Annotated in this window: 15 protein-coding genes and 1 pseudogene; 7 read left to right on the top strand and 9 right to left on the bottom strand. The window is 66.7% G+C overall.

Annotated features, from left to right (window positions below; translation table 11 throughout):
• The first annotated feature begins 13 nt into the window (after positions 1–13).
• A complete protein-coding gene (locus tag ABZ570_RS31785; RefSeq protein WP_358071543.1) occupies positions 14–139 on the top strand; it encodes a CPCC family cysteine-rich protein in 126 nt (41 codons plus the stop codon).
• A gap of 103 nt (positions 140–242) precedes the next feature.
• On the opposite strand, the gene ABZ570_RS31790 is transcribed toward ABZ570_RS31785, so the two are convergent.
• The 5 genes and pseudogenes from ABZ570_RS31790 to ABZ570_RS31810 form a co-directional block, all read right to left on the bottom strand.
• Positions 243–1106: an alpha/beta hydrolase gene (locus ABZ570_RS31790; RefSeq protein WP_358071515.1), complete on the bottom strand. Its 864-nt coding sequence runs from the start codon at positions 1104–1106 to the stop codon at positions 243–245.
• 56 nt (positions 1107–1162) lie between these two features.
• A pseudogene (locus tag ABZ570_RS31795) lies at positions 1163–1352 on the bottom strand (transposase); the annotation flags it as partial.
• A gap of 208 nt (positions 1353–1560) precedes the next feature.
• Positions 1561–3240 (bottom strand): alpha/beta fold hydrolase, encoded by a 1680-nt coding sequence (locus tag ABZ570_RS31800; RefSeq protein ID WP_358071517.1) that lies wholly within the window; start codon positions 3238–3240, stop codon positions 1561–1563.
• Positions 3237–3662, bottom strand: a complete 426-nt coding sequence (locus tag ABZ570_RS31805) for a hypothetical protein (protein ID WP_358071519.1) — start codon at positions 3660–3662, stop codon at positions 3237–3239. The genes ABZ570_RS31800 and ABZ570_RS31805 overlap by 4 nt, the downstream gene beginning before the upstream one ends.
• Positions 3663–4039: 377 nt before the next feature.
• A complete protein-coding gene (locus tag ABZ570_RS31810; RefSeq protein WP_358071521.1) occupies positions 4040–4264 on the bottom strand; it encodes a hypothetical protein in 225 nt (74 codons plus the stop codon).
• 472 nt (positions 4265–4736) lie between these two features.
• Here ABZ570_RS31810 and ABZ570_RS31815 point away from each other — a divergent pair, with 472 nt between their 5' ends.
• The 4 genes from ABZ570_RS31815 to ABZ570_RS31830 all read left to right on the top strand — a co-directional run bounded on the left by ABZ570_RS31815 (position 4737) and on the right by ABZ570_RS31830 (position 7670).
• Positions 4737–5690, top strand: coding sequence for a transposase (locus ABZ570_RS31815; protein WP_358071523.1), 954 nt, complete (start codon positions 4737–4739; stop codon positions 5688–5690).
• Positions 5677–6219 carry a carboxymuconolactone decarboxylase family protein gene (locus ABZ570_RS31820; RefSeq protein ID WP_358071525.1) on the top strand — a complete coding sequence of 181 codons (543 nt, stop codon included), beginning with the start codon at positions 5677–5679 and terminating at the stop codon, positions 6217–6219. Before ABZ570_RS31815 ends, ABZ570_RS31820 begins: the two co-directional genes overlap by 14 nt.
• Before the next feature lie 193 nt (positions 6220–6412).
• Entirely contained in the window at positions 6413–7165 is a 753-nt protein-coding gene (locus ABZ570_RS31825; protein WP_358071527.1) for an SDR family oxidoreductase, read from the top strand.
• On the top strand, positions 7158–7670 hold the full coding sequence (locus ABZ570_RS31830) for a GNAT family N-acetyltransferase (protein ID WP_358071529.1): 513 nt from the start codon (positions 7158–7160) through the stop codon (positions 7668–7670). The genes ABZ570_RS31825 and ABZ570_RS31830 overlap by 8 nt, the downstream gene beginning before the upstream one ends.
• Positions 7671–7953: 283 nt before the next feature.
• Here ABZ570_RS31830 and ABZ570_RS31835 read toward each other — a convergent pair whose 3' ends face one another.
• Positions 7954–8517, bottom strand: coding sequence for a winged helix-turn-helix domain-containing protein (locus ABZ570_RS31835; RefSeq protein ID WP_358071531.1), 564 nt, complete (start codon positions 8515–8517; stop codon positions 7954–7956).
• A gap of 50 nt (positions 8518–8567) precedes the next feature.
• Here ABZ570_RS31835 and ABZ570_RS31840 point away from each other — a divergent pair, with 50 nt between their 5' ends.
• Positions 8568–9152 carry a dienelactone hydrolase family protein gene (locus ABZ570_RS31840; RefSeq protein ID WP_358071533.1) on the top strand — a complete coding sequence of 195 codons (585 nt, stop codon included), beginning with the start codon at positions 8568–8570 and terminating at the stop codon, positions 9150–9152.
• A 95-nt stretch (positions 9153–9247) separates the two neighbouring features.
• On the opposite strand, the gene ABZ570_RS31845 is transcribed toward ABZ570_RS31840, so the two are convergent.
• Both ABZ570_RS31845 and ABZ570_RS31850 read right to left on the bottom strand, forming a co-directional pair.
• A complete protein-coding gene (locus ABZ570_RS31845; protein WP_358071535.1) occupies positions 9248–10123 on the bottom strand; it encodes an alpha/beta hydrolase in 876 nt (291 codons plus the stop codon).
• Between the two features lie 447 nt (positions 10124–10570).
• Positions 10571–11008, bottom strand: coding sequence for a DUF1707 domain-containing protein (locus ABZ570_RS31850; protein ID WP_358071537.1), 438 nt, complete (start codon positions 11006–11008; stop codon positions 10571–10573).
• Positions 11009–11510: 502 nt separating this feature from the next.
• Between ABZ570_RS31850 and ABZ570_RS31855 the strand changes: the two genes are divergently transcribed.
• Positions 11511–11732: a hypothetical protein gene (locus ABZ570_RS31855; RefSeq protein WP_358071539.1), complete on the top strand. Its 222-nt coding sequence runs from the start codon at positions 11511–11513 to the stop codon at positions 11730–11732.
• 318 nt (positions 11733–12050) lie between these two features.
• Here the strand turns inward: ABZ570_RS31855 and ABZ570_RS31860 are convergent, their stop codons facing one another.
• Complete coding sequence (locus ABZ570_RS31860; protein ID WP_358071541.1) at positions 12051–12881, bottom strand: PIG-L family deacetylase; 831 nt, start codon at positions 12879–12881, stop codon at positions 12051–12053.
• Between the last annotated feature and the right edge of the window lie 39 nt (positions 12882–12920).

Here is a 12920-nt window from a genome sequence, read left to right on the forward strand (position 1 = left end):
GGACGCCGGCGTGGTGGCCGGTGGCCCCAATGGGGACGTCAGTCTGAGCGATGCCCGGCTCAACTTCGCCATCTACGGGGCGAGCCACCGACGGTACCTGGACGTGGTACGGCAGCCCCGCAGCGATGAGCTGCCGTAGCGACGCACCGAGCAGCACGTGTCACACGCTCGACTTCTCACTCACGCCATCGACACGACCGCCCGCATCGCGGCATGAGCGGGCACTGGGCGGGGCCGGAGCATCATCCGAGGAAGCGGTGCAGCGCTGCCGTCAGGTCCTCGGGGTTCTCCTCAGCGACGTGGTGTCCGGATTCGATCGGGTGGCCGCGTAGATCGTCGACCCAAGGGCGCCAGACGGCGAGCGGGTCACCATATAGGTCTTCCATGTCGTCGCGGCTCGACCACAGAAACAGCGTCGGGCAGCGGATGGTGCGACCGGCATGCCTGTCGGCTTCCTCGTGCTCCCGATCGACGCCGAGGCCGGCGCGGTAGTCTTCCAGCATCGCCCGGACGGTTGCTGGATCGTGGATAGCCTGCCGGAGTTCCCGGTAGTTCTCAGCTCCCATGCTCTCGGGCCGTACGTTGCTGCTGTACCACGCATCGGGATCGGCGGTGATCGCTCGCTCAGGCTTGTCCGGCTGCGCGAAGAAGAACCAGTGATACCAGTTATGGGCGAACTTCGCATCGCACCTAGCGAGGGCCTCACTGATGGGCACACCGTCGATGACCACCAGCTGGCTGACCGTGTCGGGATGATCCAGTGCCAGGCGTAACGCCACGTAACAGCCGCGGTCGTGCCCGACAGCGGCGAACGTTGCATGGCCCAGCGCATCCATCAGCCGGGCCATGTCCGCTGCCACCACGCGCTTGGACTGCTGCGAGTGGTCGGGGAGAATCTTTGCCTTGCCGGACTGCCCGTAACCACGCATGTCAGGGCAGACGACGGTGAACCCGCGATCCACCAGCTGCGGTGCGACACGATGCCACGTCGATCCCGTACGCGGATGCCCGTGGATGAGCAAAACCGGAAGCCCTTGCCCCGCATACCGCACGCGGAGTTCCACCTCTCCGACGTCGATCCGCTTGTCAGTGAAACCGTCGAACATGCACCACAAGTACCCAGGTCATCATCGCGCCAGCATCCGCTCATCGGCAGAAGCGGAATCTTCTTCAGCCGGGCGCTCTCCCGCTCCAGCTCCTTGATGCGTCTCGCGTCATCGGCCTTCATCCCCGCCGTACTGGGCCACCCACCGATGCCAGGTCGCCTCCCCACCCTCCAACTGCTTGCACACCTCGGCCAGGCTGCTGCCCTGGCCAAGGAGCTTCTCACCCTCGCGCAGCTTGCGGATGATCTGCTCCGGCGTATGCCGTCGTACCCATCGGTGATCCGTCCTCCCGCCCCATCACGGGGCATCGGGCTCTCACATCAGGTGGACCACGTCACGGGCTCCAGTCACAACAACCAGAACGATTCTCATAGCCGGTTGAACACCAGACGGGGCCCTCCGAAGTGCCCCTGCCATTCCACCCCGGTGAGCTGGAGTGCGAGGCAGCTGCAGTTTAAGCAGTCGCCACGTAGTAGGCTATGTGGACCTCGCGCCTCGTAAGCCCGCCACTCTCTCTGCCAGTGCGGACCGTCCAAGTCTTGCCGGACTGGTCGATGCCGGTGCGGCTGTGGCTGCTCGCCCACACCACCTCGCCGTTGTCGCAGCTGTAGAAGCCCACGAGGTTCGGGTTGCTCTCCTGGATGCCCCAACTGCCGCCGTTCCTCAGCCGACAGCGTGCGCCGTTGTCGAGGTCCAATCGAATGGGCGACGGGGTGCCGCTGTACTCGGCCGGGCCGGTCGGCAGCGCCGACCCGACCGCGCCCTCCATCCCCAGCCGCATCACCTTGCGGCTCATCGGGTCGCTGAGGCATAGCACGGAGTTGCGCCCTGCCTCCACCCAGCAGGCGTCCGCCGTCGCGGCGCTGGGGCTGCAGTAGTAGATGTTGCCCCTCCTGGCCGCCGGGCTGGCGGTGTTGAAGCTGCAGTCCACCCCGCCCCCATCCGTCCCATCCACCACGCTCCAGCCTGGGGCCACCCTCCCGCCCGACGTGACCGGCATCAGGTCGCGGACCGTCGTGCCCGGCTCCAGCTGATTGAGGTAGTCCTTGAGCGAGTCAGCCGCGTGATCCAAGGCGGGGCCGTGTTTGGTGACCTTGATGTGGCTGCAGTCGGCGGTCAAGGTGGCGACGCCCAGATAGAGGGCCAGCGCCGGCGTGAGCCGGTCCTCCAGTAGCCCGTCCAGGGCGTTCTCGTCCACCTTTAGCTCGGCGTTGGCATTCAGCAGCGCGGTGATGATCCCGCCCGTGCCGCCTTGACCGGCGGCCTTGAGCGTTCGCATCATCGAGTCGTTGGTGATGGTGCAGCTGTCAGTCTTGAGGCGGATCTTCTGCCCCATCGGCCACGCGGTCTTCTTCTGGATCTGCAGGTAGCCGTGCTGGCTGTCGACGGGCACGATGCCATCGCTGCTGAGTGGGATGTCGTACAGGTGGAAGGGGCCGAATGTGCGCTTGACGGTGATGTCGCCTGCGATGGCGGTCACCCCGGCCGCGGCCGGCATGTATCCAGGCAGCTTTGCGTTGCAGCCTTCTGCCAGCCCGGCGCCGTTCTTGTGCTGCCCCAGGCAGATCTGGGCGTCGGATCCCATCGGTGGAATGAGAATGCTGTCGATGCTCTGCTGCAGCCTCTGCAGCATGCTCGCGAGCTTGGTGTTGCCGAAGGGGCTGCCGAGATAGGGGGTGTCGAAGGTTATCAGCCCGCCGATGCGGTCCTTGGCCTTGTCGTCCTGGGCGGCGTAGAGCGACGCCAGGCCACCCATCGAGTGGCCAACCAGAATGACCTTGCGGTCGCCGCCGCTCTTCCTGCTGTAGGCATCAGAGACGGCAGCGATGTAGTCGGCCAGGCAGCCCGCGACCATCTTGTCGGCCGCCCATGTCGTGCTGTTGCTGCCGTAGTCGAAGTAGAAGGGCTGGATGCGTTTGCCGGTCCGTTCCTCCAGCGCTCTGCCGGCGCCCTCCAGTCCCTCGCGGTTGGAGATCCAGCCGTGGACGAAGATGACAGGCCGCCGGCTGGCGGACTGGTTGGCGGTCGCACTGGTGGAGCTGCTGCTGCAGCCTGCCGCCTGGGCAGCGGTCGACGGAACGGTCAGCGTGGATGCGGCCAGCAGCAGCGTGGTCAGCGCACTGCGGAGCTTCATGCGCTCGGCCTCCCGTCCACCAGCTTCCACTCCCCTCCGAGGAACAGCAGCGTGAAAGTCCAGTTGGGGCTCATCTCGGCAGGCGGGGTGGCCACCGAGCCCTGGACCTCTGCCGTCTGTCCGTCGAGGTATGTGAAGGTGCCGAGGTCGAAGCTGATCGAGCCCAACGAAGCCAACTGTTTGGCAGCCGCCGGATCCAGCGCCTGACCGGATGGCAGCGCCAGCGCAGCCCGCAGGTCAGTCTCCTTCCCGGAGGTCAGTTGCTCGGACAACGTGGCCGCGCGGGAACTGCTAAGGGGGCTGGCGCTGGGTTCACCAGCAGCGCCACTCGGGGCTGCGGCTGACGCGCCCACCGTCACCTCGCCATCTCGCACGAAGCGCCATCCCACCACGGCCAGCCCCGCCAGCAGCACCACTGCCACCAGCAGGATCCATCCCGCTCGCCCCTTGTATCCGAGTGGCATTCCGCCTCCCCACGTTGACCTACCTCTGAAGGGACTAGTCCTCAGCTATGGGAGCAAAAGCCGCGTTTAGGCAAAGCGGATCAGGGCGAAGCGGGAAGGGGCCGGACTCCGCCGCGACTGCCGGCCAGCCGCATATATGGAGATGGTGCATGCGGTCGAAATGGTGGAGCGCAAGAAGCTGCTCACCGAAGCGCGCGCCGCGGATTTCCTTCTGTGCCGACAGTAGCGCGCTGGTTGTCGGCAGGTATCGGCTCAATGGTCCACGGCGCGGCCCAGGCGCATCCCCCGACTTGGTTGTCGGCGGTTGCCAATGTCCATTCGTATGAATCCGATTGTCACACGGCCGCGCCGGCGGGCGAGTTGTCGGCCCTGTCCCAGCGGATCGTGATGTGCCAGCGCGTGGGCCACTGCCCGGGATGCACGCTCGTCACGAGACGGCGGACGACCTCGGGATCGCCGATGATGACGGTGCCGACCGCAACGAGCCCGGCCAGGTCGTCGCCGCCGAAGGCGGCGGCGAGAGCATCCGTCGTGGTGACCAGGACTCCCCGACCGAACAAAATCCGCGAGACAGAACTTGCGCCGGCAGGCCGGGGTGGTCGCCATCCTGGCGTGACAGGCGCGCGCGGAACCGGGTCCAGGCGGACGCCAGCCGATGCTTACCATCGTCGATGGTTATCTCGACCGTGTGGCGGCTGCTCACCCGCCAGATCGATACCAACCTGGCGCAGGACGACGCCGTGCTGCGCGAGGCGTGCATGCAGGCGCGGTACGGCTCCGACACCGGGCCGGCCCGGGAGCCTGTGGCTGCCACGCGGGGTGACTACGACCGCCGGGCCCGGTACATCCGCGTGCTGGCCGAATCGACCGCTGGTGGGCTGGGGTCCCGAGTCGACCGTACGACCGGCCGGGTCGACACCGAGGCCGCCTGGACCGACCGCTGGGCGGCGCGCTCGCCCACCGACCCGGATGCTCAGCTCGTACGTGCTCGGTCCCTGATGGCACGGGCCTGGGAGGTGCGCGGCACGGGCTGTGAGCAGCGTGCGCCCGCGCGACGTGGTCGGCAAGACCCGCCGCCGGCTGGGCTCCGAGCTGATCGGCGAACTCGTCGTCATCGACAAGAAGATTAAAACCGCGAAACAGGAGCTCACCGACCTGGTCGTCAGCACCGGAAGCCGGCTGATGGACCTGGCCGGCATCGGACCGTCCGGCGCGGCTCGCCTGCTCGGCGACATCGCAGACATCGCCCGGTTCAGCAGCCGCGCCCACTTCGCCTCGTGGAACGACACCGCACCGATCGACGCCTCGTCCGGCGAGAAGAACCGGCACCGGCTCTCCAGAGCCGGGAACCGGCCCATCAACCGGGCCCTGCACATCATGGCCATCGTGCAGCTGCACCGTGATACCGAAGGTCGCCGCTACTACCGGCGCAGACTGGCTGCGGGCAAGACCGCGATGGAGGCCCTACGGGCACTGAAACGGCGCCTGTCCGACATCGTCTACCTGCAGACGGTGGCCGACGCGAGACTGGTCAGGACGGGTCCGGGAGGACACGCGGGGGCGACTCTGCAATCCAGCGCGGCCGACCTGAACCCCGAGATCGACACTTCGGAAAGTCACTTCCCGGACCCGCCACACCCCAGCCAAGAACAACCCTCGCCGCAGCCCCTTGACACACAGGGGTGCCAGATGAGGGGAAGCCTCGCAGTCCATGCCCGTGATGACGGCCCCCTGCACAGCTGTCCTCACGGCCGGGTGCGCCGCCGACCGCCTACTGATCCTGAAGCAGCGAATGCCCCGTCATCGGCATGCTCGCATGCTCGCGAACTCCGCCGGTCATCGACGGGCTCCGGTCCGTGCGATGGAGCGGTCAACCGTATATGGCTCGATGTTCAGCTGGACAACTATCCGCGCCGCGGCCACGATGGTTCGCATCCAAGCTCACGGACTCTCATGATCGGACGTGGTTATCGTGCCGCACATTGAGTTGCCGCCCAACCTGCCTGGCATCGTGGGCCCGATAACGCAGTACCCCGAGACGGGGGATCTGCTCAACGCACTCGCCGAGGCACTACTTCGCGGGCCGTCGTCGCTGACCCCCGGCGAGCGCGAGACCATCGCGGCCTACGTATCCAGTCGCAACGAGTGCACGTTCTGTACCGAGACCCATAGTTCAGTCGCCCGTCATCTACTGGGTGACCGTGCCGAGATCGTCGACCAGGTACGCGCCAGCGGCGACCGGGCGCTGGTCGGACCAAAGTTGCAGACGCTGCTGGCGATCGCCGACAAGGTACGCGAGGACGGACGCAGCGTCACGGTCGAGGACATCGCAGATGCCCGGGCTGCGGGCGCCGACGACAAAGCGATCCACGACACCGTGCTCATCGCCGCAGCCTTCTGCATGTTCAACCGATACGTGGACGGCCTGGCGACGTGGGCGCCGCTCGAGCCGGAGGCGTACGTGGACCACGGCAAGGCCCTGGCCGAAACCGGCTACGTGCGCAGCATACGCTGACGCAACCGACGACATCCGGCGAGCGCGAGGCCCGCCTTCGACCGCCAACACGACAGTGCAACCTGGAGGACTGGGCCGGCCCACTCTCGGAGCTGCGCCGGTTACTGAAGCCAGGTGCGCGCGGTCCGCGGCAGATCCGGACGTCCGCGAAACGCGTTTGATCTTGCGATGAGGTTTGATGCATCGTCATCGCATGAGTGTCAGAACAATTCTCGTGACCGGAGGCGGATCGGGTATCGGCGCGGGCATCGTGGTAGAGCTTGCCGCGGCCGGCTATCAGCTAGCCGTCGTCGATCGCGACGCCGGGGCCGCCGCCCGGACCGCTGAGCAGGTGAAAGCCGCTGGCGGTAACGCCGTGCCCGTGACCGCCGACATCAGCGACGTGGACGCCGTGGCCAGTGCCGTCGCCCAGGTGCGCGACTACTTCGGGACGGTCGACATCCTGGTGAATAATGCCGGCTTCGCCCGGGACAATCACATCCTGGACATGCCGATCGAGGACTGGGACTCCGTGCAGTCCACGCACCTGCGGGGCAGCTTCCTGATGCTCAAGGCCGTCGCTCCGCTGATGAGCGCCCAGCGGTGGGGCCGTGTCGTCAACATCTCGAGCATCTCCGCGCTCGGAGACGCCGAACGTGTCAACTACGTCGCTGCCAAGGCAGGCCTGGAGGGACTCACCCGGGCGGCGGCTCTGGACCTCGCCCCCCACGGCATCACCGTCAACGCCGTGGGGCCAGGTGTCATCCAGACAGCAATGACCGAGATCAGCGCGGCACGCGCGGGCCGCAGCCTAGAGGAGCACCTGGCTGTCCAGGCAGCACAGATCCCACGCGGACGTGTGGGATCGGCCCACGATGTGGCCAGAGCCGTCCAGTTCTTCATCGCCGAGGACGCGGACTTCATCACCGGCCAGGTCCTCTACATCAGCGGAGGCCCGCATGGCTGAAACCGCGCCGATCGTCCGTGAGGCAGCCGATGAAGACTGGCCCGGTATCTGGCCGATCATCGCCGCGGTGGCCCGTGCGGGAGAGACCTTCGCGATGGATGCGGCACCGGATGAGGCGACCACACGCGCGGCCTGGATGACCCCGCCGCCTGGCCGCGTCACGGTGGCCTGCGATGCCGACGGAGCCGTCTTGGGGACCGCGAACATGTACGCCAATCGAGCAGCCCAGGGGTCACACGTCGCCTCGGGCAGCATCATGGTCGACGCCAGCGCACGTGGGCGCGGTGTGGGGCGCGCGTTGGTGCGCGACCTGGTCACGTGGGCCACCCGGTCTGGCTACGCCGGCATCCAGTTCAACGCCGTCGTCGACACCAACATCACCGCCATCCGACTCTACGAGTCCGAAGGTTTAACCACTCTCGGGATAGCCCCCGGCGCCTTCATGCACCCGGCCCAAGGTCCCGTCGGCTTGCGCATCATGTGGAGGCAGATCCACTGCGGTTGAAGTGATCCGCACTAACTAACGACCCTCATCGGCATGACCGCGCGATCAGCGGCAGATCCGGGCACTCCGCCCACGGCAATGAGACAGGATCGGCCGCATTCTGAGGACCGTGCAAGCCGCAACGCGAGGCATGCCTTGGCTTGCCGAATGCGGGACTCCGCTCCGAATAATCACCGGCTACTGGCACGGGGAGGTCGTACTCGACGTCGGCCAGCCGAGGACGTCGAGCTGGACACGGTGGGTGGGCCCGACTTGATCTTCCGGCCCGTCGATCGTCAGGTGTTCACTCCGCTGCTGGCAGTGTCGGGTGGTCGGTGGGATAGATGCCGATCGCGAACCCGTACATGGTTTCGCCGGACCTCGGCATCCGGTCGAACTCATCAACCAGTTCCGCCATCCGGTCCCAGAACTGAGAGGCCTGATCCTCAGAGATGCGCGCATGCCGGATGAAGCCCCAGAGCTTTCCCTGCTCGAACGCCTTCGCGGACTCGCGTGCAGCCACCTCGAAGTCGTTGAAGTCGCCCGGCATCTGTTCGCCAGCGGGTGATGGCTCCGCTGGCACGTAGAAGATGCGCGCGGTGCGCCCGTAGAAGCGCTCCTCGATCGCCCGCACTTTCCGCGTGCGCACCACCTGGAGCAGGCCGTTTCGTGTAAGCACGTCCACGTGGTGCGCGACCGTGCTCTTGGGGCGCTCGACTGCCTCCGCTAACTCGGTCACGGTCGCGGCCCGCTCGTGGAGGAGCTGCAGGATCGTTGTGCGGAGCGGGTGGCCGATGGCCTTCACCTGCTCCGGTCTGGTCAGCGCCATCCGATCGGCCAGCTCGTAGTCCGGTGGGTTGTCGGCCATGGCATAACAGACTAGCATCGCGGAAAGTTCCAGAAATTTCGATCGTTTGCATGGAGTTCAACGCCGTGACCGACGTGCTGCTTTACCACCACATCCAAGGCCTGACCGACGGGGTCCGGAGCTTCGCCGACAGCCTGCGACAGGCCGGGCACACAGTGCACACGCCGGACCTGTTCGACGGCCGCACGTTCGGCAGCATCGAGGAGGGGTTCGGATTCGCTCGGGAGTTGGGGCTCGACACGATCCGGGAGCGCGGCATCGCCGCAGCCGACGAACTCGGCTCCGGGCTCGTCTACGCCGGATTCTCTTTCGGCGTGACGATCGCCCAGCGGCTCGCGCAGACACGGCCCGGTGCCCGCGGGGCACTCCTCATGGACTCCTGCCTCCCGGTCGCGGAATTCGGAGAGGCGTGGCCCGAGGGCGTGCCGGTGCAGATCCACGGCAAGGAGGGCGACGAGTTCTTCGACGAGGACCTGCCGGCCGCACGCGAGCTCGCCGGCTCCACGGCGAACGCCGAGCTGTTCGTCTATCCCGGCGACCAGCACCTCTTCGCCGACTCCTCGCTCGAGGCGTACGACCCGGAGGCGTCCGCGCTGCTCATGGAGCGGGTGCGGGCGTTCCTCGCCTCCGTCTGACCGGCGTGGCCTAACTAGTTGGCCCACGTTTCATCCGGACATCGGCAGTTGAGGATGCCGTCCGGCTCACCAGCGTGAGCCCGGACCTTACCCAATCAGGCCCCAAGGAAACCGTCGGTCACACGCTCGAACTCGTCGGAGTGTGTCCAGATCAGCGCATGGTCAGCATCATCGATGATGACCAGCTGGGACCCAGCGATGCCGTCGTGGAGCATCTTGGCGTGGTGGATCGGTACGGCTTGATCGTTCGAGGCGGCGATGATGAGTGTCGGACATGCGATCTCCGCCAGCCGGCGCCTGCTGTCGAACGCCATCGTCTGCTTCCAGGCGCACACCATCAACTTGCGGTCCTGGTCCGCCATGATGGCGGCGAGCCAGTCGGCGCGTTCCTTGCCGAGCTGCGGCGCCGCCTGTGAGACGACCAACTTGGCCGACAGCCGCATGCCGAGGACCTGGAGCACCAGCGGCAGGAGGTGGCCCTCAAGCTTTTCGCGGCAGGTCGCCATGTTGAACGCGAAGGAGCAAGCGAGCACAAGACGGTCGCATCGGTTGGGGAAGTCGAGGACCAACTGTTGAGCGATCGCACCTCCCTGCGAGTAGCCGAGCACAGCGGTGGAGTCGATGCCCAGATGGTCGAGCAGCCGCGACAGGTCAGAGGCGAGCTGCGCCGCCGCGTACGGTGGCGGAAGTCCCCGGCTCCGCCCGTGGCCGCGCAGGTCGGGAACGATCACGCGATGCCGGATGGCGAAGTGCTCTATCACCGGCGCGAACATCTCGCCGGTGACCATCAACCCATGCACGAGCAAGAGGGGCGGCCCCGATCCACGTTCGGTGAAGTAAAGGGGCTCAGCAAGTGCTGGTGCAGAGCTCATGGCTGTCGTACAGCCTCCCGCGCATCTGCGATCCCCCATCACTGCCCCGGGCCGACGTGGCCTCGGTGACAGGGAATCTGGTCGGTCGGGTTGATCCATTCACTGTCAACCTATTGGATCCCGGGGCCACCCGATCACCGAAATGTCCGCACGAGTCCAAGCAATGATGCTGTCCCCCACCGCAGCCGACGACATCATCCGCTGCTTCACGCCGCGGCCCACCGAGCCGGCACCCGCAGATTGACAACACGCGACACAGCCCGGCCCCGCGCTTGTAGACGCTCCTGCCCTGGAAGATCGGATGCCCGCTCATCGGCACGAGAGTGCGCGGTCGAGGTCGGGTGATTGGAGCGTTAGAGGTACAGCCAGCCTTCCCAGGTGTGGATGTAGGTGATGCCGCCGAACCAGCGGGCCTCCAACCCGGTCATGGTGGTGGCGAAGCCCCGACGGATGAGGTCGGCTGGTGGGACCGCGGTCAGTGATGGAGGATCTCGACCTGGATCGCACCGCCGAGCGCGCCGGCGGGGCAGATCGCCACCAGGGCTGTCAACACGGCAAGGAGGACCCGAGGCCCGCGCTCCATATCCGGGTTGAGACGTAGACCGCGGCCGCCATGAGCAGCAATCCGGGAAGCATCATCAGGACGGAACGTCCGCCTTCGGCGGCGCTGGTCGCCCCGACCATAAGCACGAACGCGATCGCGAGCAGCCACAGGTCACCGGAGCGAGGCGGCGCGACCTTCAGGTCCGTGACACTGATCTTGAGTGCGTCGGCGAGCTCGCCGCGAGTCCGGGCGGCCTGGACGGCGACCGTTACCTCCGCTGTCTCGTCGAGTGTCATCTCGCCTGCGGCGACTCGCGCGGCGAGCGTCGCCAGGACGTGCTGCCTGTCCCGTTCGGTGATCAGTCTGCGAGCGATCGCTGGGGGGCGCCCGGCATCCTCGACGACCGCGGGTTCGCACGCGTCGGCGTCGAAATACGACATCTGCCGTGCTCTCACGAATACGAGGTCGCCCGCCCGCAGGGGCAACGGCCTCGACACGGTCCAAGAGAGTCGCCCGCACCCACCCAGCGGCTCAAGAGTGATCCGGACTGGCCGCCCTCGATCGTGACGTCCTCAACCACGTGCGTCTTCCACCGGCGGTCGCGCATGTCGCTCGGGCGCTGTTCGATACTGAAGTCACGGACGCTGGGCGCTTGGCGACCACCGACCGTTGTCACCTGCCGCGTGGGGTTGTCAGTGCACGGGTGCTTGGGCCACGGCGGTCCAAGGCCGTCGAAGAAGACGCGGCTGCCGTGCTGATTGGCGTAGAAGTAGACCGCCGCGCCGCAGATGGGGCAGCGGGCATTCGGGCTGATCCACCCCACTGCGCTGCTGGGCGCCGTTGAAGATGATCTCGCATAGCTCCGCAGCAGCGACGCGGAGGACCTGGCAGACGAGCGGGTCACGTGGTGGGTGGCCACCCAGTGCCGGGTGCCGCCCGAACGTGTTCGCCAATGCCCGCGACGTCGGTACGTCGTCACCAGATCATCGCCAGGCGCTGCGTCAGCATCGCTGCAGGATAGCCACCGTCGCCGTCAGGAAGGAACGCAGCGGATCAACCGGCTTCGTCTCGCTGATGAAGCCATTGACGCACTGCTGCGAGGCCTGCGTCGCTCAGTCCCAGGTATGGATCGACGTGGTGCAGCAGTGCGGGTTGTGGGGGTGAATGAACCCGTCGCGCTCGTCTCGGCGGACCGCCTGGGTCGAGACGCCGTACTCGCGTGCCAGGCAAGCTGGCCGAACGTGCGCGGGCGCACATCGTGGCGCTGTAAAGGAGGCTGTACGACATGCCCTGGAACACGAGCGACCTGAAAGATGTCGACCCGGGTGGCTACCCGCTCGTGTTCATCCGCCGCCTGCCGAGAGCGCGATGAACGGTTCAGCGAGATGCTCACCAACATGTCCCGTGAGCGGGCCTCCGTGGTGGAAGTTCCTAGTCTGATCACGGTGCAAGGCGCCGGCCCTGACGGCCATGCGTGCTTGGTCAGCGCAGTCCGGCGAACAGGTCGTCCTCGGGCGTCGGCGCATCGGTGGTGTCGCGGACCCGGACGAAGGTCTCCACGCCCATCAGCTCGGTGAACCGTTCCTGGCCAAGTTGCAGGAAGAAGATGTTCTCGGCCTGGCTGGCGTGCGCAGCCAACGATTCGAACTTCTGCGTGCCGTAGCCGCTCGTGTCTACCCAGGTGGTGATCTCGTCATCGGGCAGGCCAAGCTGCGGCATCGCCTCCGACTGCCCGTCCGGCTCGGGAAACTCGACGCCAATCTCCTTCATGACGCGGCCGAACTCCTGAAACGCACTACGCGGCACGGTGGTCCAGTACACCTTCGCGGGGATGTTCGTCCGCTCGACGGCGGCCATGGTGATGCGGTGCGCCTGGATGTGGTCCGGATGGCCGTAGAAGCCGTTTTCGTCATAGGTGACGACGACGTCGGGCCGATAGCGCCGGATCAACTCGGTCAGCCGGTCGGCCGCCTCCGCCACCGGCGTGTTCCAGAACGCGCCCGGCATGCCGTTGGTCGCCCAACCCATCATCCCGGAGTCTGCATAGCCGAGCGTCTCCAGGTGGGTGACCTTCAACGCCTCGCAGCTGACCGCCAGCTCGGCCCGGCGCATCGCTACCACGGCCTGCGGGTCGTGCCCCGGGTCGCCCGGCTCGACCCCGCCGGGCCCGTCGCCGCACCGCCCGTCCGTGCAGGTCACGAGCACTGTCGTGATCCCCTCCGCCGCGTACCGGGCGAGGATGCCGCCGGTGCTGGTCGCCTCGTCGTCGGGGTGCGCGTGCACCGCCATCAAGGTCAGAGATCGCTCAGCCACCCCACCACAATACGAGGGACGCCGGACGCTTTAGCATTG

It is taken from the genome of Micromonospora sp. NPDC007271 (assembly GCF_040634005.1).
Classification (GTDB): domain Bacteria; phylum Actinomycetota; class Actinomycetes; order Mycobacteriales; family Micromonosporaceae; genus Micromonospora.

Excerpts from the sequence above, each read along its gene's own strand:
- ABZ570_RS31790 (WP_358071515.1), bottom strand. The coding sequence starts at position 1,106 with ATGTTCGACGGTTTCACTGACAAGCGGATCGACGTCGGAGAGGTGGAA.
- ABZ570_RS31800 (WP_358071517.1), bottom strand. The coding sequence starts at position 3,240 with ATGAAGCTCCGCAGTGCGCTGACCACGCTGCTGCTGGCCGCATCCACG.
- ABZ570_RS31840 (WP_358071533.1), top strand. The coding sequence starts at position 8,568 with ATGGAGTTCAACGCCGTGACCGACGTGCTGCTTTACCACCACATCCAA.
- ABZ570_RS31850 (WP_358071537.1), bottom strand. The coding sequence starts at position 11,008 with ATGTCGTATTTCGACGCCGACGCGTGCGAACCCGCGGTCGTCGAGGAT.
- ABZ570_RS31830 (WP_358071529.1), top strand. The coding sequence starts at position 7,158 with ATGGCTGAAACCGCGCCGATCGTCCGTGAGGCAGCCGATGAAGACTGG.
- ABZ570_RS31835 (WP_358071531.1), bottom strand. The coding sequence starts at position 8,517 with ATGGCCGACAACCCACCGGACTACGAGCTGGCCGATCGGATGGCGCTG.
- ABZ570_RS31825 (WP_358071527.1), top strand. The coding sequence starts at position 6,413 with ATGAGTGTCAGAACAATTCTCGTGACCGGAGGCGGATCGGGTATCGGC.
- ABZ570_RS31845 (WP_358071535.1), bottom strand. The coding sequence starts at position 10,123 with ATGGATCAACCCGACCGACCAGATTCCCTGTCACCGAGGCCACGTCGG.